This window comes from Exiguobacterium sp. s133, assembly GCF_018618595.1.
GTDB classification, from domain to species: Bacteria; Bacillota; Bacilli; order Exiguobacteriales; family Exiguobacteriaceae; genus Exiguobacterium_A; species Exiguobacterium_A oxidotolerans.
The window spans coordinates 345,608-370,636 of sequence record NZ_JACSMK010000003.1 but is presented as its reverse complement, the minus strand read 5'-3'; the positions used below and the strand labels follow the sequence as shown (position 1 = coordinate 370,636).

At 45.4% G+C, this 25,029-nt stretch carries 24 protein-coding genes; 13 read left to right on the top strand and 11 right to left on the bottom strand.

The window, feature by feature from the left end; translation table 11 throughout:
- Positions 1-25: 25 nt before the first annotated feature.
- Positions 26-913: an ABC transporter ATP-binding protein gene (locus KNP96_RS06820; protein ID WP_088836770.1), complete on the top strand. Its 888-nt coding sequence runs from the start codon at positions 26-28 to the stop codon at positions 911-913.
- A complete protein-coding gene (locus tag KNP96_RS06815) occupies positions 910-1,716 on the top strand; it encodes an ABC transporter permease subunit (protein WP_088836771.1) in 807 nt (268 codons plus the stop codon). Before KNP96_RS06820 ends, KNP96_RS06815 begins: the two co-directional genes overlap by 4 nt.
- A gap of 240 nt (positions 1,717-1,956) precedes the next feature.
- Here the strand turns inward: KNP96_RS06815 and KNP96_RS06810 are convergent, their stop codons facing one another.
- Positions 1,957-3,204 carry an MDR family MFS transporter gene (locus tag KNP96_RS06810; protein ID WP_088836772.1) on the bottom strand — a complete coding sequence of 416 codons (1,248 nt, stop codon included), beginning with the start codon at positions 3,202-3,204 and terminating at the stop codon, positions 1,957-1,959.
- Between the two features lie 403 nt (positions 3,205-3,607).
- Here KNP96_RS06810 and KNP96_RS06805 point away from each other — a divergent pair, with 403 nt between their 5' ends.
- The 3 genes from KNP96_RS06805 to KNP96_RS06795 all read left to right on the top strand — a co-directional run bounded on the left by KNP96_RS06805 (position 3,608) and on the right by KNP96_RS06795 (position 6,979).
- Positions 3,608-5,191 (top strand): peptide chain release factor 3, encoded by a 1,584-nt coding sequence (locus tag KNP96_RS06805; protein ID WP_088836773.1) that lies wholly within the window; start codon positions 3,608-3,610, stop codon positions 5,189-5,191.
- Positions 5,192-5,325: 134 nt separating this feature from the next.
- Positions 5,326-5,772 (top strand): general stress protein, encoded by a 447-nt coding sequence (locus KNP96_RS06800; protein ID WP_251135743.1) that lies wholly within the window; start codon positions 5,326-5,328, stop codon positions 5,770-5,772.
- A gap of 121 nt (positions 5,773-5,893) precedes the next feature.
- Positions 5,894-6,979, top strand: coding sequence for an MBL fold metallo-hydrolase (locus KNP96_RS06795; RefSeq protein ID WP_088836775.1), 1,086 nt, complete (start codon positions 5,894-5,896; stop codon positions 6,977-6,979).
- Between the two features lie 222 nt (positions 6,980-7,201).
- Here KNP96_RS06795 and KNP96_RS06790 read toward each other — a convergent pair whose 3' ends face one another.
- Positions 7,202-8,440 (bottom strand): purine/pyrimidine permease, encoded by a 1,239-nt coding sequence (locus KNP96_RS06790; RefSeq protein WP_214769780.1) that lies wholly within the window; start codon positions 8,438-8,440, stop codon positions 7,202-7,204.
- Positions 8,441-8,546: 106 nt separating this feature from the next.
- Between KNP96_RS06790 and KNP96_RS06785 the strand changes: the two genes are divergently transcribed.
- Together KNP96_RS06785 and KNP96_RS06780 are read left to right on the top strand one after the other, a co-directional pair.
- Entirely contained in the window at positions 8,547-9,359 is an 813-nt protein-coding gene (locus tag KNP96_RS06785; RefSeq protein ID WP_214769777.1) for a LysR family transcriptional regulator, read from the top strand.
- A 71-nt stretch (positions 9,360-9,430) separates the two neighbouring features.
- Positions 9,431-10,621 carry an RtcB family protein gene (locus KNP96_RS06780; protein WP_214769774.1) on the top strand — a complete coding sequence of 397 codons (1,191 nt, stop codon included), beginning with the start codon at positions 9,431-9,433 and terminating at the stop codon, positions 10,619-10,621.
- A gap of 92 nt (positions 10,622-10,713) precedes the next feature.
- Here KNP96_RS06780 and KNP96_RS06775 read toward each other — a convergent pair whose 3' ends face one another.
- Both KNP96_RS06775 and KNP96_RS06770 read right to left on the bottom strand, forming a co-directional pair.
- The gene (locus KNP96_RS06775) at positions 10,714-11,244 is read right to left on the bottom strand and encodes a DM13 domain-containing protein (protein WP_214769771.1); all 531 of its coding nucleotides are present in this window, start codon (positions 11,242-11,244) and stop codon (positions 10,714-10,716) included.
- A 101-nt stretch (positions 11,245-11,345) separates the two neighbouring features.
- Complete coding sequence (locus tag KNP96_RS06770; protein ID WP_214769768.1) at positions 11,346-11,837, bottom strand: GNAT family N-acetyltransferase; 492 nt, start codon at positions 11,835-11,837, stop codon at positions 11,346-11,348.
- A gap of 114 nt (positions 11,838-11,951) precedes the next feature.
- Between KNP96_RS06770 and KNP96_RS06765 the strand changes: the two genes are divergently transcribed.
- Genes KNP96_RS06765 through KNP96_RS06755 form a run of 3 tightly spaced genes read left to right on the top strand, consistent with a single transcriptional unit; the run spans position 11,952 to position 13,291 of the window.
- Positions 11,952-12,446, top strand: a complete 495-nt coding sequence (locus KNP96_RS06765) for a cysteine hydrolase family protein (RefSeq protein ID WP_214769765.1) — start codon at positions 11,952-11,954, stop codon at positions 12,444-12,446.
- 54 nt (positions 12,447-12,500) lie between these two features.
- Positions 12,501-12,671 (top strand): hypothetical protein, encoded by a 171-nt coding sequence (locus KNP96_RS06760; protein ID WP_214769762.1) that lies wholly within the window; start codon positions 12,501-12,503, stop codon positions 12,669-12,671.
- 14 nt (positions 12,672-12,685) lie between these two features.
- Positions 12,686-13,291, top strand: a complete 606-nt coding sequence (locus tag KNP96_RS06755) for a hypothetical protein (protein ID WP_214769759.1) — start codon at positions 12,686-12,688, stop codon at positions 13,289-13,291.
- Positions 13,292-13,388: 97 nt separating this feature from the next.
- Here KNP96_RS06755 and KNP96_RS06750 read toward each other — a convergent pair whose 3' ends face one another.
- The 7 genes from KNP96_RS06750 to KNP96_RS06720 form a co-directional block, all read right to left on the bottom strand.
- Entirely contained in the window at positions 13,389-13,931 is a 543-nt protein-coding gene (locus tag KNP96_RS06750) for an NADPH-dependent FMN reductase (protein ID WP_483297865.1), read from the bottom strand.
- A gap of 78 nt (positions 13,932-14,009) precedes the next feature.
- Positions 14,010-14,993, bottom strand: coding sequence for a ring-cleaving dioxygenase (locus tag KNP96_RS06745; protein WP_214769753.1), 984 nt, complete (start codon positions 14,991-14,993; stop codon positions 14,010-14,012).
- A gap of 57 nt (positions 14,994-15,050) precedes the next feature.
- On the bottom strand, positions 15,051-15,485 hold the full coding sequence (locus KNP96_RS06740; RefSeq protein ID WP_214769750.1) for a MarR family winged helix-turn-helix transcriptional regulator: 435 nt from the start codon (positions 15,483-15,485) through the stop codon (positions 15,051-15,053).
- A gap of 171 nt (positions 15,486-15,656) precedes the next feature.
- Complete coding sequence (locus KNP96_RS06735; RefSeq protein ID WP_214769747.1) at positions 15,657-16,394, bottom strand: alpha/beta hydrolase; 738 nt, start codon at positions 16,392-16,394, stop codon at positions 15,657-15,659.
- A gap of 36 nt (positions 16,395-16,430) precedes the next feature.
- Positions 16,431-17,318: a lysozyme inhibitor LprI family protein gene (locus KNP96_RS06730; RefSeq protein ID WP_214769744.1), complete on the bottom strand. Its 888-nt coding sequence runs from the start codon at positions 17,316-17,318 to the stop codon at positions 16,431-16,433.
- Positions 17,319-17,985: 667 nt separating this feature from the next.
- Complete coding sequence (locus tag KNP96_RS06725) at positions 17,986-19,887, bottom strand: hypothetical protein (protein ID WP_214769741.1); 1,902 nt, start codon at positions 19,885-19,887, stop codon at positions 17,986-17,988.
- Positions 19,888-20,095: 208 nt separating this feature from the next.
- Positions 20,096-20,590 (bottom strand): hypothetical protein, encoded by a 495-nt coding sequence (locus KNP96_RS06720; RefSeq protein WP_214769738.1) that lies wholly within the window; start codon positions 20,588-20,590, stop codon positions 20,096-20,098.
- 255 nt (positions 20,591-20,845) lie between these two features.
- Between KNP96_RS06720 and acnA the strand changes: the two genes are divergently transcribed.
- The 3 genes from acnA to KNP96_RS06705 all read left to right on the top strand — a co-directional run bounded on the left by acnA (position 20,846) and on the right by KNP96_RS06705 (position 25,005).
- The gene (gene acnA / locus KNP96_RS06715) at positions 20,846-23,569 is read left to right on the top strand and encodes an aconitate hydratase AcnA (RefSeq protein ID WP_214769735.1); all 2,724 of its coding nucleotides are present in this window, start codon (positions 20,846-20,848) and stop codon (positions 23,567-23,569) included.
- 65 nt (positions 23,570-23,634) lie between these two features.
- Positions 23,635-24,099, top strand: a complete 465-nt coding sequence (locus KNP96_RS06710; RefSeq protein WP_214769732.1) for a DUF3939 domain-containing protein — start codon at positions 23,635-23,637, stop codon at positions 24,097-24,099.
- A gap of 198 nt (positions 24,100-24,297) precedes the next feature.
- Positions 24,298-25,005, top strand: a complete 708-nt coding sequence (locus tag KNP96_RS06705) for a hypothetical protein (RefSeq protein ID WP_214769729.1) — start codon at positions 24,298-24,300, stop codon at positions 25,003-25,005.
- Positions 25,006-25,029: the final 24 nt, after the last annotated feature.

Below are 25,029 nucleotides of genomic sequence, written 5' to 3'. Positions count from 1 at the left end.
TATTTCATAATTCGGGAGTGATGACATGATAAACATCGAGAATCTGACGCAACAGTTTTCAAACGGAAAAGGAATTTTTGATGTCACGATCAATGTGGAGAAAGGCGAAGTATTCGGTTTTCTCGGACCGAACGGTAGCGGAAAATCAACGACGATTCGCCATTTGATGGGATATATGAAGCCGCAACGCGGGCGGGCGACGATAAAAGGGATCGATACGTGGGCAAATCAGGCGCAAGCGCGAAGTCACGTCGGTTATTTACCCGGCGAAATGGCGTTCCTCGACGGAATGACAGGGCTTGCATTCCTCAACATGATGGCCGGTATGCAAGGATCAGACAATCCGGACAGACGTGACGAGTTGATTAAAAAGCTCCAATTCAACCCGAACACACCGATTCGCAAGATGTCAAAAGGAATGAAGCAAAAGATTGGGATCGTCGCGACATTCATGCATGACCCGGAAATCTATATCCTCGACGAACCGACGTCGGGACTCGATCCATTGATGCAGAACTTGTTCATCGAACTCGTCCTTGAAGAAAAAGCACGTGGCAAGACCTTCTTGATGTCGTCTCATAGTTTTGCTGAAATCGAGCGGACATGCGACCGGGCAGCGATTATTCGTGACGGAAAAATCGTCGCGACAAAAAATATTCATGAGTTGCAGACGATGCAACGAAAATCATTTAACGTCACGCTCGATGAAGAAGTGGCTGTAGCCGCTCTGCTTGCTTCCGCCTTGACGACGGAGCGAATCGACGTGCGGACGGTCCGGGTCGAACTCCGTGGGAATTATGATTTACTCATCCAAACGCTCGCCCCGTATCACGTCAAGAACATCAGTGCCGATGACCAAAGCTTGGAACAAATTTTTATGGATTATTATAATCAAAAGGAGTTGGGGAAATGAATCTCGCCCTTTATCGTCATATGATGCAGCTCCATCTGAAGATGTTTTTTGGTTTCGGGGTCGGCTCAGCCATGTATGTCACGTTGATTACCTCCCTTTATCCGTTGCTCGACGACAACATGGAACAGATTGACGACATGATGCAGATCTTACCGGAGGGAATGATGCGGGCATTCGGAATGGAGTCGATCAGCAACTACGGTCAATTCATCTCGGCCGAATACTATGGTCTATTTTATCTTTTAATCCTGGGTGTCTTTAGCGTGATGGTCGCGATTCAACTCGTCGCACGGCTCGTCGACCGCGGTTCGATGGCCTATCTTTTATCGACGCAGGTCTCACGAACGAAAGTCATCGTCACACAAATGCTCGTCTTAATCAGTGGTTTAATTGTGATTCATGTTTTGACATTCGCAGGCGGGGCGCTCGCAGCACGGTTCTTAATCGATACGGACCGAATCGCACTCACTGAGTTTTTCCAAATCAACTACGTCGGGTTTTGCTTATTTTTAGCCGTCAGCGGTTATTCGTTCTTGATTTCCTGTTTGTTCAACGATGAAAAAAATGCTTTTGCGGTCGCGGGTGGGATAACTTTTCTATTTTACGGGATGAACATGATGGGGAAAATTGTCACGAAAATCGACTGGATTCGGCATTTTACGCCGTTTTCGCTTTATGAACCCGGAAAAATCGCCAGTGGGGAAGGAGAGGTCCTCGTCTCAGTAATCATTTTAATCTTGATTGGTCTGCTGAGCTATGGTCTTGCCATCGTCCTTTTCCGGAAACGAAACTTGCCGTTGTGAGGAATGAATCGAAGGGGGGAGACGAAAATCACCTTCGGCTTGCCTGTCTCTTGAGCAGCGTGCGTTTAGTCGCTTTTTCCCGATGAAACTAACGAAACTAACGGAAATGGGGAGATTTGAAGACGAGTCGAGGAAGAGCGTTCCGCCCTAAACATAAGAAACAGGGACCTCTTCTTTCTAAAACAGTAAAAGGCGCATTCGACTTTTCGTCAGATGCGCCTTTTTAAAATAAACGTTAACTTACGCCGACTCGGACAACCGTTTCGCACGGCGAATCGAACGATCGAGTGCCAAGTAGACAAGTCCAGATAAACAACACGCGACCCCGATGGCGCCAAGCGCATAGTCGCCGTGACCGGATTCGAGGAACAACGACCCGAGGAGCGGTGCCGTTACGCCACCAATCAACCACTGCACGCTCGCGGCACCATTATACGTTCCCCGTAAGTGAACCGGCGCGATTAAAGCGATGAACGTCATTTGGACCGGTGACATGATCATTTCGCCGATGGTATAAAGGGCATAAATGACGAGTAAGAGAATGACGATGACGATATAATCCGTTCCGAGCGAGAAGAAGTAGGACGGGACGAAGGCGAGTAAAATCATGCCGAGTCCGAAGACGCTTGCGCCGAGTAACATGACTTTCCCGAACGATTTCCCGGATAGCTTCGCAGCAATCGGAAATTGGAACAAGACGACCATGATGCCGTTCAGTCCCATCAAGTACGGGAAAGGATTTTTTTCGTCCGGTAATCCCGGTAAGGCTTCTTTTAAGAAGACGGGTAGCATGTTTTCGACGAGCGTGAAGCCCATCGAGATGAAGACACCAGCCGCAATGAAGATTAAAAAGACATGGTCCTTTCGTAAGACAGTCAGTGAAGAAAGTTGTGGTGTATCCACCGGATGCTCAATTTTTTCAGGCTTCGTCTCACCGATGAACAGCAGGAGGACGAGGGCATAAAGTACATAAACAATAGCTGCTCCATAGAAAATCAAGGACCGATCGATGAAGAGGACGGCACTGCCGATCAATGGACCGAACGCAGCCCCGATGTTATGTCCCATCCGTAAGAGACCAAACGATTCGTTTAATCGTTCCGGTGGCGTGACATCAGCGACCATTGCGCTCGCTGCCGGGTGGAACAGAGAATTCGTCAGGCCGAGCGTCGCATTTAAGATAAGCAACGGCCAAAATGTATCGGCAAACGTAAATCCGATTAGGGCGAGCGCATCCCCGACGATGGCGATGACCATCAGTGGTTTGCGGCCGTAAATGTCGGCGAGGTGCCCTCCGAGGAAAGAGCCGAATAAAGCGGCAATCGGCCCGATCGCCATGATGACGCCGACGAGGAGGTACGAATCGAGTTGATCGGCGTAATAGAGTACAAGAAATGGTGCAATCATGAACATCATGATACCGGTTAACGTTTCCCCGACGAACCGGATCCAGATGTTACGGTCGAGCAGTTTTAATGAGTTGAACATAAATAAAACCCCTTATTATTCCGTTTTTTGACAATAGAAAAGACGGATACGCACAAATATGGGCATACCCGTCCTGATATAAGGGGGCAGCATGTACGTATACGCACACCCTGCTTAATTTTTAAAAAATTAAACGATTGGGTGACGTACAATGATCGCAGATGAGTTTGATACCTGAATCTGTCGCTGTGCTTGTGGCTGTTTCATGTGTACGTCTCCTCCTTCTAGTTAGTTAACTTCCTCGTCATCGTATAGAACATCAGGACGAGTTGTCAACTAAAAATCTGAAAATTGAGTCAATCGTGTGAAATAGACGAATAGCTGAAAATTCGGTATGATAGATTAGTTGCGAAAAATGAGCTGGTTACAAGTATTGAATTTATCGTGAAGGGACTTATTATACATGACAAAATTACAAACTGAAGTCGAGAAACGCCGGATTTTCGGTATCATCTCCCACCCGGATGCCGGGAAAACGACATTAACAGAAAAATTCTTACTCCACGGAGGGGCAATCCGGGAAGCGGGATCGGTCAAAGCCCGGAAAAATTCAAAATTTGCTAAATCCGACTGGATGGAAATCGAGAAACAACGTGGAATCTCGGTCACCTCATCGGTCATGCAATTCGAATACGATAAAAAAATCGTTTCCATCATGGATACACCGGGTCACTCAGACTTCGGTGAAGATACGTACCGGATTTTGACGGCCGTCGACTCGGCAATCATGGTCATCGATGCGGCGAAAGGGATCGAGTCACAAACGAAAAAACTTTTTCAAGTCTGTCGGATGCGCGGTATTCCAATCTTTACATTCATCAACAAGATGGACCGTCAAGCACGCGATCCACTCGAACTGATGGAAGAGCTTGAAGAAGTCCTCGGGATCCCGTCGGTTGCCGTCACGTGGCCGGCAGGTTCAGGACAACAGTTCGAAGGGGTCTATGACCGGGTCAACGAGAAGTTCCACTGCTTCAAACAAGACCGGAAGACGATTGAGCTTGGGGAAGAGGGGCTCGCAAACGACGAACTCGCTAACTCAATCAACAATGAAATGTACGACACGCTCGTCGACGAAGTTGATTTACTCGACGGTGCCGGCAATGCCTATGACGAGGAATTGATTGCAAAAGGTGAGCTGACACCGGTCTTCTTCGGTTCAGCACTCGTCGACTTTGGTGTCACACCACTGCTCGAGCACTATCTCAACTTGTCCCCGTCACCGACACCACGGGAATCGAACAAAGGGAAGATCGAGCCGGCACAAGAATTCTTCAGCGGATTCGTCTTTAAAATCCAGGCGAACATGAACCCGAATCACCGGGACCGGATTGCGTTCATCCGCATCTGTACCGGCAAATTCGACCGTGGGATGGATGTCGTCCTGACGCGGACAGGTAAGAAAATGAAATTGTCGCAATCGACGCAGTTCATGGCAGATGAGCGGGAAACGGTCAACGAAGCCTTTGCTGGAGACGTCATCGGTCTCTATGATTCGGGCAACTATCAAATTGGCGATACAATCACGAATGGTGATCCGTCACTCCAATACGAAGCCTTGCCGACATTCGCACCGGAATTATTCTTGAAGGTCTTTACGAAAAATGCCCTGAAGTCAAAACAGTTCCAAAAAGGGATTGAACAATTGGCACAAGAAGGGGCAATTCAAGTCTATAAGACGGAATACAACGAGGTCATCCTCGGTGCGATCGGTCAACTGCAGTTCGAAGTCTTCGAACACCGCCTTAAAGGCGAGTATGGCGTCGATATCTTAAAAGATGCGGCGAACTTCCAGGTCGCGAAGTGGGTCAAGGTGACAGAAATCAATGAAGTGAAGAAATTGACGGATTCACGGACGGTCCTCGTTTATGACCGTTGGGAAAACCCGGTTCTCCTCTTTGCGAATGATTTCGTCTACGAACGCTTCGTCCAAAAAAATGAAGGTACGATTACATTAGTCGATTCGCCGCAACAGCTGAACGATTAATCGAATCTTGAGAGAGCTTTTCCGCGTCAGCGGAGGAGTTCTTTTTTTTACTGCACTGTTTTGCTTCAGAAGAACATGGGTAAAAAAGGGAAGTAGTCCGATTCATACATTTTGTGAGAGGGATGGTGGTAACGATGGCGAAAAAATTCGTAGGCGTTTTTCATGATCAATCCAGCTTGGAGCAAAAGATGCATGCTTTAAAAGAACACGGACATAAGGACTCTGATTTTTCAGTTGTCGGACGGGATGAAGCGGCCGAAGAGACATCGGGTGCGTCTTGGGTCGATGAAATGAAAGCGAAGTTCAGCAAGGAACCACCGTTACGTGAGACGCTGAAACGCGTCGGTCATTCGGACGACGAAGTGGCAAAACATTACGAAGAAGTCGAGCGTGGCGGCATCGCCTTGTTCGTCAAGGAACGGGACGATCACGACCACAATCATGACCATGACCATGATGAAGGACATCGACATGAGGGAAAAGTCGAAAATCCCGGCGTCAATGACTATGAGGCGGAGCAGGATGCGAATCACGAAAAAAGTACGCGGACGAAATGGGACGCAGACGATTTAAATAAATAAGGGACGAACACGGATTGCTTTTTCTAAAAGTAACCCGTGTTTTTTGTTGGAGAAGTGTCTTCGCTACCGCCAGGAAAAAGGCGAGTGCTATACTGGAAGCACTTATTGAAGAGGTGAAAACATGAAAAAAACAGTCGCAACACTTACAGGGCTCGGTTTACTCGGAACGGTCTTTATGACGCGTTATCCATTATTCGGTCGCCGACCGTCTAAAGCCGATCAACAGGATTACAGACGATCCGCCCAGTTCAAAAATGGAAAGTTTCAAAATGAACTGCCGTTTCAACTGAAGATGGAATGGGAGACAACAAAAAGTATCTTAAAAGATTATGGGCGGAAATTGCCGTCTTTAAAACCGGTCAAACCGTTACCGGTCAAACCGTTTGAACAGCGGACGGACGGGACAGAACCGCGTGTGACCTGGTTCGGGCATTCGGCATTCCTGCTCGAACTCGATCACCAGACGATTTTCTTTGATCCGATGCTCGGTCGTGCGCCGTCACCGTTCCCGAAACTCGGAGGCGGACGGTTCCAGACGACGGCACCGGTCGACCTCGATGCCTTGCCGGCAATCGATCTCGTCATTTATTCGCATGACCATTATGACCACTTGGATTACCATTCGGTCCTGGCATTAAAAGACCGGGTCGGACAATTCATCGTTCCGCTTGGTGTCGCGAGCCGCCTGAAAGGCTGGGGCGTCGACGCAAGCCGGATCACGGAACTCGATTGGCACGAATCGATTGAGACGAATGGCCTCCGTCTGACGGCGACGCCGGCCCGGCATTACTCCGGTCGTAACGGGCTTGATCAATTTTCGACGCTTTGGGCATCATGGGTAATTGAGGGATCGAAGAAAGTCTTTTTCAGCGGCGACAGCGGCTACGGTCCACACTTTAAGGCGATCGGTGACCAGTATGGTCCGTTTGACTTGACGATCATGGAGTGCGGTCAATACGATACCCGTTGGTCCAGTTCGCACATGTTACCGGAACAGACACTCGCGGCACATCTTGACGTCAAAGGGGACGTGATGATTCCTGTCCATTGGTCGGCGTTTACACTGGCGTTTCATCCGTGGTACGAACCGGTCGAACGGCTGTTGAAGGAAGCGGCGAAACATGACGTACCGGTCGTGACACCGATGATCGGTGAGAGCGTTACTGTTGCAAGTCAGACCCGTAAATGGTGGCGCGAAGTGCGGTGAAGTTAGGTTAAGTTAAGTGAAACTCTCATCTTTTCCCGTGCTTTCCTCAGGCGAGCAGTTGGATCTCGTTTGTCTCTGACAGTGCGAAAAGCACGCGCTTTTTCCTGTAGGAGTCACGGGAAGAAGCCGAGGTTAATGGACTGCCATCAGATGATGACTCAAAAAACATCCCCGCTCTTTCGCCTGTCGCGAGAGAGCGGGGATGTTGTGTTTTCGGACGAGTTAACTGGCAAGCCGTTCTGATTGAGCATCACGTCGCACGCGCAAACGTTCGATGACTTCAAAACCGAGCACGAGCATCGTCCCGATTAATAAGCCGTTACTGAAGAACGGACGTAACGTCAGTGGCAGAATTTCTGCCAGGACCGTCGATTGCAACAGAATACTGATCCCGATGACGGCACAAATCGCAAAAGCGTGTTTATGGCGGCTCGTCGTCATGCTGCTTTCAGCCGACTGCCAGGCAATCAGGAACATGTGCGGTAACGTCGCGAGTAACGCTGCACTGGCGACACTGCGCGGTAGTGTCGCGATGATGCCGATAATGCTCGGGAAAAAACCGACCAGGGCAATGACGAGTGAGGCAATCAAAAACGGTCGGCGGTCCTTACTGCCTGTCTGGGCGATAAAGCCACTCGTGATCGGCAAGGGAACCGGAACGAGCGTCGAGAACGTCGCCGCGATCAAGTGAATGATCCCTTCGACCGTTAGTCCCTGGTGTAAGGCGCCTTTTTTCTGAATCGTCGCTTCGACGGCGCTGAGCGCAGCAATCAAGTTGACAATCAAAAGAATTGCAAACGGAATCGCGACGAGAAACGCACTGCCGTCAAATTGCGGCATCCCGAACGGTAAAGCGGTCGGGACGGAAAAGACACCGGATGCTTCCGGCAGTGACGGACGGCTGACCAACCAGCCGACGACGATACCGATCATCAAGGCGAACGGACGAAGCCGTGCCGGACCAAACTGACTCAGTCCGAGGACGAGCAGGAAGGTCAATATGCCGGCAAGACGTGTCGCTTCGACGGCGAGAACGGCCCCCAGCATGACGCCGGTCAGTTGGATACATAATAAAAGTAAAAACGTGCCGCTGACGAGCGGGGTGAAGACCGGTAATAAAAAGCGGGTCCATCCCGTCAACCCGAGGAAAATCAAGACAACACCGGCGATGACGACCGCGGCCATCGCAATCGTGAAGGCCGTTTTTGAATCGACCGGCAGAGCGGCGATGACAACAAAGATGCTGACCCATGAACCGGCAGGACCGGACACGATCGGTAACCGGTGACCGAACACACCATGAAGAAAACAGGCAATCCCGCCGACAAAAAAGGATCGCTGGACAAGCGCGGCCGTTTCGACACTTGAGAGGTCGAACAGGCTCGCGACGACGATCGGCAAGGCAATCGTATTGGCTAATAAGAAAATAATCCACTGGACTGTGGACGTCGTACGTTTCACAAAAATCGTCTCCTTTAAAAATCGCTGATTTCAGCATCGTATCATATGATTGATGTTATGATTCATACATATTTATGACTGAAAACATATGAAAGAGATGATGAATATGGATTTACGGCAATATCGCTATTTTTGTGCAGTCGTCGAAGAACAATCGGTCACGCGGGCAGCAGAACGCCTGCGGATGGCTCAGCCTGCCTTGACGCAACAAATTCGGAAGATGGAAGAGTTGCTTGGCGTACGGCTGATTGAACGGGCGGGACGCGGCATCCGGATTACAGCGAGCGGTGAGCGGCTCTATGAACGGGCCGTCTCACTATTGCGCTATGAAGCGGAAACGCGGATCGAAGTCAGTGACATCAAGGAAGGGCGGACCGGCATCTTACGGATCGGCGTCAATACGTTGTCCGCCGGCCGCTTGACAGGCTGGGTGAGAGAAATGAAACGACGGCATCCGCGGATTACGTTACAGATTCATCAGGGCGAGTCTGCTGCTTTGATTGATCGTTTGAAGGATCATGCGATCGACGTGGCACTCGTCCGGCTGCCGATTGAGGCGCAAGGTGTCACGATCGAGTGGATGGAAGAGGAACCGTTTTACCGAATCCATCATCCTGATTTTCCGGATGCCGATATGATTATTCCGAGTCAGGAAGGACTGGGTGTCTTTCAGACGCTCAGCCAACAGTTCGGGGTCGTCTCACAGGAAACGTGTTCCGACGTCTTGACCTTGATTGGCCTCGTCCGGTGTGGACAAGCGGTGACGCTGTTACCGGAAAGTACGCTCCGCGAACTCGACATGACGGGACTGGTGCGGGAACGGTTACCGGACGCGACGAGTACGACGGCTCTTGTCTGGTTAACGGAGGACGGTCAATCGGCGCTGACCCAACAATGGGTCTCGATTGTCCACGAGTAAGAACGAATTGTTAAAAAAGGGATTTTATAGGATACTTGAACAAGAGACAGGAAGGTAAGGGGGAGGATGAAATGAAGACGATTCGCGGAAAGTACGGCGAAGCGAAGATTTTTACACACAATGTCGATGACACGACGATTGAACAGGTGACGGGGATGCTGAACGAAAACATTGCTGTCGACGGCAATGTCCGAATCATGCCCGATTGTCACGCTGGCAAGGGCTCGGTCATCGGAACGACGATGCGGATTCACGATAAAGTGGTTCCGAATCTCGTCGGTGTCGATATTGGCTGTGGGATGTTATGTACACAAATCAACCGTGAAGGAACAGCCCGCGTCGATTATGAGAAGTTGGATGCTGCGATTCAGGAACTGGTTCCGAGCGGCATGTCAGTCCGCAATCAGCCGCACCGGTTATCGGAACAGATTCCGTTTGAGCAGGTGTTGGCACCGTTCAACGAAACGCGGGCCCGATTGTCGATTGGCACGTTAGGCGGCGGGAATCACTTCATCGAGCTGAACGCGGACGACGAGGACAATCTCTATCTCGTGATTCATTCCGGCAGCCGGAACCTCGGAAAAACGATTGCCGAACATTACCAAAATCTGGCGGAAAGCTCACAATTCACCGTCGATACGGCGTCGGTCGTCGCCTCACTGAAAGATCAGGGACGGGAGCAGGACATTCAATCGACTCTGGTCGAGTTGAAGAGTCAGTTCAATGAAACGAATAAAGATTTAGCGTACGTGTCCGGTTCCGATATGGACAACTACTTACATGACTTAAAAATCGCTCAAAAGTACGCGGCGCTGAACCGTCAAGCAATGACCGACGTCATTGTTGAAGCGATGGGCTGGTCGGTCACGGAACAGTTCGATACGATCCATAACTACATCGATCTCGAGCAGATGATTCTCCGCAAAGGTGCGATTTCAGCGCAAGCCGGTGAAGTCGCCATCATTCCGATGAACATGCGTGACGGCTCACTGATCGTTAAAGGAAAAGGCAATCCGGACTGGAATTTCTCGGCGCCACACGGAGCAGGACGGATCATGTCCCGTTCAAAAGCCTTTAAAACCGTTGATCTGAGAGAATTTGAAGCGACGATGCAGGACGTCTGGTCGAGTTCGGTCGTCGAATCGACACGTGATGAGTCGCCATTCGTCTATAAACCGATGGAGGAAATCATCCGGAACACAGAAGATACGGTCGAATTACTCAAAGTCATCAAGCCGCTCTATAACTTTAAGGCGAAGTGAGCCGGTAGGTGTCTGCGACTTTGAACCAGACCAAATCCCCCGACCTTCTGATTGGAAATGAATCAGTGGTGAGGGGATCGGTTACATAATATTTACTCGTTGTCAGTCTTTACTACTGCCGTACCAAAGTCGGCGTTGAAGGCACGGCACCAAATCACGACGGTATTGTACTTCGTGAAATCGACATCTGGAGGGACAGCATAATTTTGATTGCCGGTATTGCCTTTTAATGCCCCTAAGTTGATGCCTTCTTTTGGCTCCATACCCGGTTGAATGAGATAGACGAATAAATCTGGACCATTCGTCGTCTTGAAATCTTCAAACCGGAGATACTGACCGTCATCTGCTTGAATCGTTTTGAGTGTTCCTGAGGTTTTGTAGTTTTTTTCTCCATCGACGAATTTACCGGAGAACGTAAGCTCTTCCTCCTGCGTGCCAGGTGTCGTAGTTTCCGTTTCATCTTCAGTATCCGGTGTCTGTTCTTCCGTTTTGACGTCAGAGGAAGTCGGGGGAAGTCCTTCGTCAACTGCTTTATCAAAAAGAAGCGGCGAGACTAACCACCAACTGATTGCCAGGATACCGACGATGACGACGCCAAGGAGAATCTTCGTGATCGTTTTCATGTGCATCACTCCACTTCAGAGTTTTTTCAGTGCAGCGTTCGGACATCTGCGTCTTGGTTAAATTTTATCATATGTGGAAGATATCCGTTCATCTGATGACGCTAGTTACTTAGATATTTGTAAGTCTCCCCCTCATCAGCGCTGCGGAGAAAACCTGCTTTTACAAGTACGGATTGGGAGGCACGATTTTCATGTTCTGTATAGGCACAGACCTGTAAAACCTTCATCTCCTGCAGTCCAAATTCGGTAACGGTCTTGACGGCTTCCGTCATATAACCGTGGCCGCGGAAGTCCGGTTTCAGGACATAGCCGATCTCAGCAATGTTGTTTTGGTAGCCGCGGCAAAAACAGCAGTTCCCGATGAATTCGCCGGTCGACTTTAAGTACAGTCCCCACGTGATTCCGTCCCCATTGAAGTAATCAAGAGCAATCTGACTCAAGATGTTGACTACGTCAAGGCTGTTTTTTGCCTGTTGACCATCGTAGGCCGTAATGTCAATCATCTGGTTCGCTTCGCTTAACCGGATTTCCCTTAATAAAAGCCGTTCGCTCGTCAGTTCAGGAAAGACGTCAAAATAGTATTTTTCTTTCATGGGGCATGCCTCCTTGAATTTGCTTCTTACCTCAAGTGTACGTTATCTGATCCGAATCGGAAGCATAACATCATCAAGACTAAAAATCCGTTCATTAATTCAGGAGGAGTTCATATGCAAAAGAAAGCATTAGTCGTCATTGATATTCAAAATGACATGACAAAAAACTACAAAGAAGTCATCGGTACGATCAATCAGTCAATCGATTGGGCAGTTGAACAGGACTTGCATGTGGTCTACATCCGGCACGAAAATTTATCAGCCGGGACAAGAACGTTTAAAACCGGGACACGTGGTGCCGAGTTAGCACCCGATTTAAAAATCGTTTCAGATCATGTATTCACAAAATACAAGGGGAATGCTTTAACAAGCGAAGCGTTCGCGGCGTTTATTAAGCAAAACGACATCACCGACTTTTATCTGACCGGTGGAGACGCGACGGCTTGTGTCAAATCGACCTGCCTCAACTTACGAAAACTGGACTATGGCGTGACGGTAATCACGGACGGCATCACAAGTTACGATAAAAAGAAACTGCCGGAAATGATTGAATACTACGCGAAAAAGGGCAGTGACATTGTTCAATTCAATGACTTAGTTCGTAATTGACTGGTACTTTTGAACAGAAAGCATCATGAATCAGCTTGAGAGGAATGAAGTATTATGAAATTAATTTTGATGGGAATCAGTATTATTTTATTTGGAATCGCTCTGATGATCGGCTTTAGTCCAATGGGATTAAATGACGTGTTGGGTATTAAAATTGGAATGACAGTATCGTTTGTTGGGTTACTCGTCACGTTCATGGACTTTTTCATTCGCGTGAAGGAATGAATGGAGGGCGTTAAATGAAAGTCAGAAAAAGATTCTTAATGGTACTATCGAGTGCTTTTTTCGTTGTGGGATGCACGGATGATGCAGTAACATCTAATCCTAAACCAGAAATCAAAAAAGTCACTTCTGCTAATCAAAAAATAGTTGGAAATCAGAATCAAATCATGAATCACGACCGGTTTGAGAAGCTGTTTGAACAGATGCATGAACACTTGAAGATTGATCATTTTCAACTGAAAGCAAGTACGCTGGGATCAGATTTTACAATAATCGACAGGGAGTTAAGCTTTAGCAAAAGAAAATGGCTAACCGTTGATGGAACCAGTGACAGTGCCTCAACACAAGAGAGTTTGTATTTCGAAGACGAAAAACAGACGACTCAGTTATCTATCCACTTTGCATACACAGACCACTACATAGGGGAAGACATGATCCAGTATCCAAGCAATTCGGGTTACAACAAATTGAATCAAAAACTCGCGAAAAAATCAGATTTAATTATTATCAGCTATAAGAACATAGTGATTTCGGTTCAGCAAAACACATTAAGTAAAATAGATCCGGAAACGACACGACTTGCAGTAAAGAGGGTAATCGATGAGTTAGAAAAACGAAAATAATTACTTACTAAAATGAGAGAACTCCGCCATGAAGGAGCTCTCTCATTTTTTGTCTCTATTCAAACATTCTTCAGTATCATTAGATGCGATTAAATGATCAACGAATCGTTTTTAAGGCGCCAGCCCAAGGGATGACTTGATCGAGCATTTGGTTGACGGAATCTGCTTGAACCGGTGCTGCTTTTAATACAGCTCCATTCTCAAAGTCAGTGAACAGCGAGAGGGCAGGGTGGACTCGGACGTCTGCGATCAACAATTCGCCTAAAATCCCGCGTAAATGTTCTGCTGCCCGGGCACCGCCGACTGAACCGTACGAGACGATACCGGCTGCTTTGTTATTCCACTCAACACGAAGGTGATCGAGAGCATTTTTTAAGGACGCGGCAATCGAATGGTTGTATTCCTGTGTGATGAACACAAATCCATCCTGAGCGGCAATCGCTTCAGACCAGGCAGCTGCACCGGATGCATCGCCGTCTTTTTCACCGAGCAACGGTAATTTGTAATCGGCGATGTCAATGATTGTATAGTTGGCATCTCCGCGTTTGTCCGCGAGCTCTTTGACCCAGTTCCCGACCTGTGGGCTTAAGCGACCTTCACGTGTTGATCCCAAAATGATTCCAATGTTTAACTTTGTCATGTTCGTTTCCTCCTCTTGTTGTGGTGTTTCCTTTGAACCAAATAATTTACTGAATAGACTCAAGTGAATTCCTCCGTTTTATAGGTATTCTTTTTCAATCGTCCGCGTGCTGCGGACGGTATCAATTGGACGGACCATTTGCTCGATCTGTTGACGTTGTGATTCTAAGAACGGTGGTAACGATAATTTTTCTCCGACCGTTTCATATGGCTCGTCATCCAAGAAACCGGGACCATCTGTTGCCCATTCGAACAGGATACCTTGAGCGACACGCGCATATAAGGATTCGAAGAAGAAACGATCGACATAGCCGGATGTATTGAATCGTAAGTTTTGCATGCGACTGATCCATTCATTTAAAGCGGCCGTATCTTCGACTCGGAAAGCGACGTGGTGAACGGTACCAAATCCTTGCTGTCCACTTGGAAGGAGGAGGTTATGCTCGACGATGACTTGCGCGCCATTCCCGCCTTCGCCCATTTCAAACAGATGCAGTGATCCGGCTTTATCGATTTCCCGCATCAGCATCGCTTTTTCCAACACTTCTTTTAACCGGTCAAATTCGGCAATCCGGATGTGGATTGGACCCAAGCCGGTGATGGCGAATTCTAATGGTACCGGACCGTTTTGCCACGGAGTTCCGGAGGTAATACCTTCGTTATGCTCGTCTGAAATCAGCATATACTGTTGATCATCGAAATCGACGAACGAGAGGGTCTTCTTACCGAACTGTTCTTTAATGCCGCGATGTTGCACGTCGTATTTATCGAATCGTTTGATCCAGTAGTGGAGTGCTTCGTCTGTCGGCACGCGGAAAGCGGTTTTGTAGATTTCGTTTGTGCCGTGTGTGCCTTTCGGGATACCAGGGAAATCAAAGAATGTCATGTCGGTACCGGCTGATCCTTTATCGTCGGCGAAGAATAAATGATACGTCTGAATATCATCTTGATTTACGGTCTTTTTCACTAAACGCATGCCTAAGACGTTTGTGAAGAACGCATAATTTTTCTCGGCACTGCTCGTGATAGCTGTTACGTGGTGGATTCCTTTTAATTCGTTCATATAAATCGCTCCCTTAGTCATTATTATCTCGAATTCAAGATATATACTTAAAAAATTTTAATGATTTTGTGCCTGATAGCCTATTTTTTTAGCGGTCTTAATAAACGATTCGATTTCCGCCTGGTCAATCCCTTGGAAAACCTGATTAATAGCTTGTTCATGTTCCGGGAAAATCGTATCCATCAAGTTTTGACCGTCCGTGGTGAGTTCCGCAAATGTGACACGCCGATCTTCCGGACAGGCTTTGCGGACGACGTAGTTCTTTTTTTCAAGTTTATCGATGACATAGGTGATGCTGCCACTCGTAATCAATACTTTTTTCCCAATCAGCTGAATCGGTTGTCTTCCTTTGTGATACAGCAACTCGAGTACGGAAAAATCAGTCGGATTTAGTCCGGACTTCGCAACATCCTGTTTGATGACTTCATGAAGCGCATCGACTGCGCGGACCATGACTGTCAGTGCTTTTAAGTTCGGATTCGGCTGTTCCATTTCGTTCACCTCTTTTTATCTTCAATTCATATATCTTTAATTCGAGATAAATATACCATCTGTTTTTTATGGCGTCAATTGTTTTGATTGGTTTCTGATTACAGATCTATACAGCAGAACGAAAAGAGACAGCCCGCTGAGTACGGACTGCCTTTAAAGGGGATGAATACATCACCAGTTCAGTTCGTTTAAAAACGCAAGAATGTCTTGATTAACTGTGTTCATATCTTTTCCTAACGTCATTAAATGTTTCGAATTCGCAAATCCTTTAATCGTTTTTTGATCCGAAGCTACGCTTTCAAAAATCTTCTCGGCACTCGTCTTGTACGACGGGTCATCCAATTCCCCGTACAGGACGTGAACAGGCGAGGTAATACGTGACAACTGGTCTCTCGTCTGATTAATGAGTTGTTCAAAGTCGGTTAATGAATCGAAGGGGAGGTGATCAAGTTTAGCTATTTCAGACTCGATCTGTTTGCCATCTTTCCCTTCGAGTTGCTTATAGCGCTTGGCATAATAAATTATTCGTTCTTTTAGAACGGCTGCTTCCTTATACATCGGCACGGACATGGTGACTACACCGTTTACCTTTGACTCCTGTCCCATTTTTAGGGCAAGTACACCGCCAAGGGATAGTCCGACGACTGCTATTTGTTCAAATCCTTTGTCTTGCAACAGCTGATAACCGTCGAGAACATCCTGCCACCAGTCAGCTGGCCCGTAGTTCAGAAGTTCTTCTGCCGGTAAACCGTGTCCACTGAGTGTCGGGGCGTAGCAGGAATACTGATTTTGCTGCAAATAACTTCCAAGCTTTTTCATATCATTCGGATTGCTGGTGAAGGAATGCAAGAGTAGAACAGCGCGTTCACCGCCTTCGTAATAAAAGGGCTTAGGGGGTAATAATTTCATGAAAAGAAATGCCTCGTTTCATCGTTTTTCTCGTATTCACTTCAAGTGATTTTCAATCAAGAAATAGACTCTGCTTTTTGTCTCGAACGTTAGAAAATCCATTCCCCGGGCTCTTTCAGAAGCCGGTTCATCCGGAATTTCAGAAAAACCCTTCTCTTTTTGATTAATCCAGTTGCTTTGATCTTGTCTTAGAAGCTCGAATTCAGCTGCAGGTTTTTGTGTCTTGATTTCCGCCCACATATCATTCAACAGGTTATCCCATTCTTCGTAATACTGTCCATAAAAACCGGTCTGTAAATCTTGTTCGTACAGCTTTTTTCCTTCAGCAAGTATCTTTTCATCAAGAGTATCTGCTCTTTGCAAGTACTTTGTTTTTTCCGTCGGCTCCATGTTACTTTCATCATTTTGTTCTTGTTCTTCTTCTTCTTGAAGTGTAGACTCATTTTCCTCTTGCCGTGCCGCTTCTTCCTCTTTGGCAAGCTGCTCCTCTTTTGCTTGCTGTTTCTTCTTTTCTTTCTCATCTCGAATCGCTTGTTTTTTCATTTCTTCAGAGATGCTGTCCACTCGAATCAATACGCTTTTTGTATCACGTCCGTTTGAGTTTCTCAGCAACGAAATTTTATCATCGTTCTCAAAGTGACCTTCAAACAAAAACTCATTTGATCCGTTTTCTGGATTAATTACATCGAAGATAAACGAATCGTCCTCGGTTTCGGTTATGATGTAATTAGCCGTTCGCGGATCTTCATCACCTGTGCGGATGGTATATCTCTCTTTACTTACTTCGATGTAAGACAGCGTTTTGTTTTCGGATACTACTTTCCAGCTGCCGATCATATTATTTTCAGCTGAATCGTTGCAAGCTGCCAAAAGAAGGGCAGTGAGCATCATTCCAAGCAAGGGGATTACTTTTTTTAAAGACATAATTGTTTCCTCCATTTAGTACATATAGATTTGTTCAATCACCATATTGATTCGCCTTTCTCTTTTTTTGAATTCAAACACTTCCAAACGTTATATGTATGAATATTCCTTTTTATCATAGTGGTTTTCCCATAAATTTTCATTTATTTTGTTTTTTTATTTGTTCAATCTGAGAGAGTATGATTTGAAGACAAAAAATGTCTCGGGAAAAGCGAGCACAAATCAGACGCTTTATATGGTTAATTCAAAACGTCTCGTCTATAAGAGTTTCACCGGTCCAAAGTACAATCTACTAAAAACTAAATTGACAGCTTTTTTGAAGTTTCCTACACGATTTGTTGCCGTTAAGGCCCGCTATATTTTTAACTAGACCAAGCTAAACGCATCTACAATTAATCACTCCTTAAAGAATAAAAATATCAAAAGAAATTTAATCGTGATGTAAAGAGGTGGAGTTGAGCGAGACAATTTTCAAGTTGAGAAATAGGCGGAAATAGTATCTATTTATATAGGATTAAAAGACTTTTTAAGTATTATAATCTCTGTAATTAATATTATGGGTTAATACACTTTAGGTAGTAAACTAAAAAAAAGAAAAGCAACACAACCTGAACGGTCTGTTTTGCTTTTCGATTTGACGTTTAATTCATCTTTATCATTATAGAGCTTACTTAATTCGACTATTGATATCGAGATCATCATTAATCTTGACAATTACAATCATGATTATTTTCAGAATCAAATAGTAATCTCTTTCGTGATCCTTTGAATCATTAGTGTTTGTTCCATGAACGTACTTATTTCTTATGTCATATCCATTAGTAAACTTTGACTTATTTAAATAATAATCTAGATAATGTTGTTCAGGAATTGTGAACAATGTAGTTTTTCTATAAAGAGCACCTTTTTCAAATAAATCTTGTATTATAGCTTTTTTACTTTCTTGTTTATTAAAGATATTTATCACATCATACGAATGTAAGTCTCGTAAGATCTGAATTAATTCAGGCTGGCCTAATGATAAAGTTCCTTCGCTAGAAATACTAATTAAATTTTGTTCAATCAACCAGTCAATTCTATCTTTTTGATATGGTAAAAAGTCTTTAATATTTACAATTTCAAAAGTGATTAAATGAAAAAAATTTCTATATTTCTCATCACTCTTTTCTCGATAATAAATACCGCTTTGATTTGAAAATAATAATTGAGTAGCAATATTAAACCAGTCGTTATTGTAATCAGGATAATAATATTTATTACTATTGAAAGATGGTACATCATTTATTTTAATGCTTGAAGAAGAAATTTGAATCAACTCATGATCAATTTTACCTTCTTCAATCAATAAAGTGAATTGCTTTAGTATTCTGTCTATTTCGGGAATTATAGTTCTACATTTTTCAAAGTAACTTAAATTCACATTTGGCATTGTAACTATAAAGTCTTCGACACCATGTTCACTATGTAAATAATCTGCGAAAAACCATTTAATCATATCCTCAAACTGAATTTCTAATGACTCTAATACTTTCAGATAATTATAAAACAATGCATCGTATATCGTTTCTTTGTATAAAAATGATGTTGATTCGTGATACAGGTGTGGAAAATCAGTCATAGTGAGAGTTTCAAGTACTCCTGATTCTTTTTTATTACTAACTGAATTTAGTCTGAAGTTGGAATCAAAAAATCCAAATAAAAATATGAAATTATTCCATAGAGTTGGATAGTCTTTGTTGTTTTCTATCCAATCCAAACTAACTTTTATATCAGTTTTAAAATTTTTATAATCAAATATTATCTCTTCAATTTGATGTTTTGAAAAACTAACTGCAAATTCTGTGGAGAACGAGTTATTGCCTTCAAACAATTGGAGCTCTCTTTTAGCTAGTGATTTCTTTGCTATCAATTTAATTTTGTCTGATACATTAATCTTCATATTTGGAGGTGCCGTTACAATTTTCTTTAATACATTTAGATTAGACTCTTCACTTTGAACGTACTTTTTTAAAAGTATCTCAAATTCTTCTTTACTTAGTTCAGGTATGAAGTAGGGCGACTCGTTCAAAAACGCTTCTAATATAATTTCCGCATATTTTGGTTGGGACAGTAAAATCTCTTTTATAATTTCTTTAAAATATAATACAGTTTTTTTGTGTTTTAATATTATGTATATGTCCTCTTCATTGTTGTTCATATATAATATAAATTCTTTCTCATCAATTGAATTATAAATTTTATAATCCTCAATAATGTCATAAAAATCCTCAGCATAGATGTACTCAACCTGTGTTCTTAAGTCTAGGAATGTCTCAATTTTAGAGTTAACAAATTTTCCTGTTGAAGAATTTATATTTTTTAAATAGTCATTTAAATTTTTAAAAACTTGATCACTTATTGCATCGGAAATTGATTTAACATTTAAAAATTTCTTGATATTTTGTAAAGTGAGGATTGAGTTAATATCTAGCTCGCTGTATTCCCAATTGTTATTTATTTCTTGAATTATTGAATCAAGATACAAGTTTACTGTCATATCGTGTTCAGAATAAAATTTTATGGGTTTCATTAATTATTATTTCTCCTTTTTAATGAATAGAAATTCCGTGCAATATACTTTCTCCAAATGTACTTAATTGTCCTTTGTTTAGATTATCAAGCAATTTCAATAGTTTTTGATTACTACAAGAAAAATAAATAAGTTCCAACTAATCCTGATGAAATTAATAAAGCCCTCAAAATAAATGAGGACTAAGCATAAACCATACTATATTAATTCACACCGTCTCATCCGTAAACGTTTCACCCGTCCGGCGCACGGTCGCTCCGAGTTCAGCCGCCAGTGCATTGATCGCTTCCGAATCTTCATTTACCTCGCTGATGATGATGACGCCGTAGTGGTCAGGGTTGATTTGATTGAGCGTCCGGTTAAACAAATCAAACGAATCGCGTTCGTTTTTTTCGTCCCGGTTTGCCCCGATCAGGTACCCGGCGACGGAACCGACGAGCATGCCGAACGGTCCGCCGACAACGCCGACTGCCATCCCGATTAATGAACCTTTGAACGATTGATCCTGTTGTGTGAAGTCGATCGCATCGATGAAGGAGAAACCGTCCGTCTCATTGCGCTCGGCGAGGACCATCTGTTCCATTTCAATCTCTTTGATCGCTTCAAGATCCTTGATCATCTCAAAACCGGTTTTGGCTTTTTCTAAATCGTTGAAAATAATCGTCGTGACGACGTGGGTTGCATCATTTTTATATTGTGCCATAATGTCCGCCTCCAGAAAGTTCTGTTATCGTTCTACAATTTAGTAGTACCCGTAACGGAAGTATCGAAAACTAACAAACGCTTCGCTTCATAAGCGTACGATTGATATAGCTTCTCATTTAGTCGATAAGAAAAAGTTATCGGAAGTCTTTTGTTCTTTCAAATTGTAACGAGGCTCATATTATACTATGATAGAGCTGTACAAGTAAGCGGTATCAGGGGCTTGATGTCGTCAACACTTAAAGGGGGAATCAGCATGAAACAAACGCAACCAACGCAAGACGTGTTTGGTGCACGCCGTTCGTTTGAAGCGAACGGTAAAAATTACAACTATTACAGCCTGGAAAAATTAGAAGAACTCGGACTAACGGAAGTCAAACGTCTTCCATATTCCATCCGTGTCCTGCTTGAATCGGTTCTTCGTCAACAAGATGGTCGCTCAATCACGAAAGAACACGTCGAAAACTTGGCGAAATGGGGAACTGCCCAAGTTTCGAACGATATCGACGTCCCGTTCAAACCGTCACGCGTCATCTTGCAAGATTTCACAGGTGTTCCGACTGTCGTCGATCTCGCGTCACTCCGTAAAGCGATGCAGGATCTCGGTGGAGATCCATCAGTCATCAACCCGGAAGTTCCGGTTGATCTCGTCGTTGACCACTCGGTTCAAGTCGATTCTTACGGATTTGCCGGTGCACTCGCTGAAAACATGGATTTAGAGTTTGAACGCAACGAAGAGCGTTACAAATTATTACGCTGGGCAACGACGGCATTCGACAACTACCGTGCCGTTCCACCGGCAACAGGAATCGTCCACCAAGTTAACCTCGAGTACTTGGCATCGGTCGTCCTTGAAAAAGAAACGGCAGACGGCACAGTCGACGTCTATCCGGATACACTCGTCGGAACAGACTCACATACGACGATGATCAACGGTCTTGGTGTCCTCGGATGGGGCGTCGGTGGAATCGAAGCGGAAGCCGGCATGCTCGGACAACCTTCATTCTTCCCGGTTCCTGAAGTTATCGGTGTCCGCATCACAGGTGAAATGCACCCGGGAACAACAGCAACGGACGTTGCCCTTCGCGTGACGGAAATGCTCCGTCAACAAAACGTTGTCGGTAAATTCGTTGAGTTCTTCGGTCCATCACTTCACTTGATGTCATTATCTGACCGTGCGACGATCGCTAACATGGCACCAGAATACGGTGCGACATGCGGATTCTTCCCAGTCGATACAGAAACGTTGACGTACCTTCGCTTGACAGGTCGTGAAGAAGCGTTGATCGAGAAAGTTGAAAACTACTCGAAAGCAAACGGCTTGTTCTACACACCACAAAACGAAGATCCAACGTTCACGAAAACAGTTGAACTTGATCTTTCAACAATCGTTCCTGCGCTTGCTGGGCCAAAACGTCCACAAGACCGGATTGATTTGACAGACGTCCACACGTCATTCGAAAAAGCGTTGACAGCGCCGCAAGGCAATGCTGGATTCGGTCTTTCTGAAGACGAAAAAGATAAAGTCGCAGTCGTCCAGTTCGAAGACGAAGCGGTCGAAATGCGTACAGGGGACCTAGCAATCGCAGCCATCACAAGCTGTACGAACACATCAAACCCTTACGTCATGATCGGTGCCGGACTCGTTGCGAAAAAAGCAATCGACCTCGGCTTGACAGTTCCAAAATACGTCAAGACGTCACTTGCTCCGGGATCAAAAGTCGTAACGGATTACCTTGAGAAATCAGGACTTCAACCGTACCTCGATGAGCTCGGATTCAACACGGTCGGTTACGGTTGTACGACATGTATCGGGAACTCGGGTCCACTCGACCGTGCTGTCGAAGATGCAATTCTCGGTTCAGACCTGCTCGTCTCATCTGTCCTCTCGGGTAACCGTAACTTTGAAGGTCGGGTTCACCCGCTCGTCAAAGCCAACTACTTGGCATCACCACCGCTCGTCGTGGCATACGCAATCGCGGGAACGGTTGATGTTGATATCATGAACGCATCACTCGGAACAGGTAAAGACGGACAAGAAGTCTTCTTCGCTGACATCTGGCCGTCACGTGACGAAATTCAGACGATCATCAACACCGTCGTCACACCACAAAGCTTCCGTGCTGAATATGATTCAGTCTTCACTGGAAACGAACGTTGGAACAACCTCGACGTTCCGACTGGCGATCAGTATGATTTCGACGAAGCATCGACATATATCCAAAACCCGCCGTTCTTCGAGAACTTGGCGAAGGAAGCGGGACATGTTGAAGCATTGAATGATCTCCGTGTGTTCGGTAAATTTGCGGATTCTGTTACGACAGACCACATTTCACCAGCCGGATCATTCTCGAAAACGACACCAGCCGGTCAATACCTCGTCAATAAAGGCGTTGCACCAAAAGACTTCAACTCGTACGGTTCACGTCGTGGTAACCACGAAATCATGATGCGCGGGACATTCGCGAACATCCGGATTCGTAACCAAGTCGCACCGGGAACAGAAGGCGGATTCACGACGTACTGGCCAACTGGTGAAACGATGGCGATGTACGATGCTGCGATGAAGTATAAAGAAGATGGCACAGGCCTCGTCATCCTCGCTGGTAAAGACTATGGTATGGGCTCGTCACGTGACTGGGCTGCAAAAGGAACGAACCTCCTCGGCGTCAAAGCCGTCATCGCCGAGAGCTTTGAGCGGATTCACCGTTCGAACCTCGTCATGATGGGTGTCTTACCACTTCAATACGTCGCAGGTACGTCTGCTGAGTCACTTGGTTTAACAGGTGAGGAAGCAATCAGTATCGCAATCGACGAATCGGTCCGTCCGCGTGACATCATCCAAGTCACAGCGACAGCTGCAGACGGAAAAGTCACGAAGTTCGAAGCGATTGCCCGCTTTGACTCGGAAGTCGACATCGATTACTACCGCCACGGTGGAATCTTGCCGATGGTCCTTCGCGAACGTCTTCAAAAATAAGGGATTGTCGTTGATTGAAAAGGTGGGGGGAACCCCGCCTTTTTCTATAGGAGGGAGGCCAGCCGATGAGTCGGTTCAAAAAGTGGTTTCAGCCGAAAGAGGAAGAACCTTTACCGATTCGTGATGTTACGCTCGATGAAGTCAAACAAGCGACCCACGAATTTGAGTTGACGTTACCGAAAGGGACGAACCGGACGGTCTTACTCGACGAAGCACAGAAAATTGATTTAGACCGCCTGGCTGTCCACCTCGGTGTCCGGTCGACACAAAGCTTTTACATGTCGCGGGAGACGTTCGCGATCATGGAAGCAAAAGACCGGGACATCGTCTATGAGATGGATCATGTCCAGCTCGCCGTCGATCGCTATTTTGATAAAGAGGGTAAGTTACCATTAAAGAAGTATTCGAAAACGTTTCAAGTTGATTGTGCGATGTTGTTTGCGACAGGCTATTTACGCGAATTGCCACAGCATTCGTATTATCTCGTCGACGAATCGATGATCATCGCACGTGAACCAAAAGAAAATTAACCGAAGACGGGATGAATCGCGCGCACGTGATTCATTTCGTCTTTTTTTGTCAATTTGTATGTTCGATGAACGGAATCGTTCAAAAGTCTGCCGTATTTCCTTAGAAATCAGTTGAACTTAGACAAACCCTTTGTATTCTAGGCGTAAAACCGATACCATTAACTATGAATCGAGACTGATTAGGATGGTGTACATGGCATGACGAAACGAACGAGTACATGGATTGCTGTAGCAATCGTGGCAATGGCGATACTCCTTGCCTATAATTTTTATTTACTAAATACGACACAGACCTCTAAAGAGGATGAAGCGACTCCCGTCAAACCGTTCTATACGATGTCCCGCATCCAGTATGTCGAAAAGAAATTATCGACGAAGGAAGATGCACTCGAAGCTCGGACGTACGAAGTCGTATTTGACGATCAGGGTCATTTCCGAACGGAAGTCATTGAAGGACCTTCGACAGGCACGACGGCGATTTGGGACGGTGAAATGTTCCGGGAATACGACGCTGACGGCAAGCTAGTCAATGAGACGGAAGCATCGAAAAGTGTCAGTGCGCCGCGCCCATTCTTATCGCGTGGCTTCAATGAACAAATCCTCGACTTCATCGATAAAGGTGACTTTGGTCAAATCGAGGGCGAGGCGGATATTGCCGGCAATGCAGCAGACGTCTACGTCAAAAAAGAACCCGCAAGCACGGTTCCGGATGAGTGGATTAAACAGTATCCATCGTTCTTCGATAAAAAAGACAATCAAGAAGAAGCGACATATTATGTCGCATCCGACCGTTCGAAAGTCTTAGGGGCGGAGTCACGGAATAACGGTAAGTTATTCTATTCCGTCAAAATGAAAAAAATCGAGTCGTTGGATGAATTTGATCCAGCTTGGTTAAAAATGAAGTAATCGAAAAACCGACTTGAACGTCGC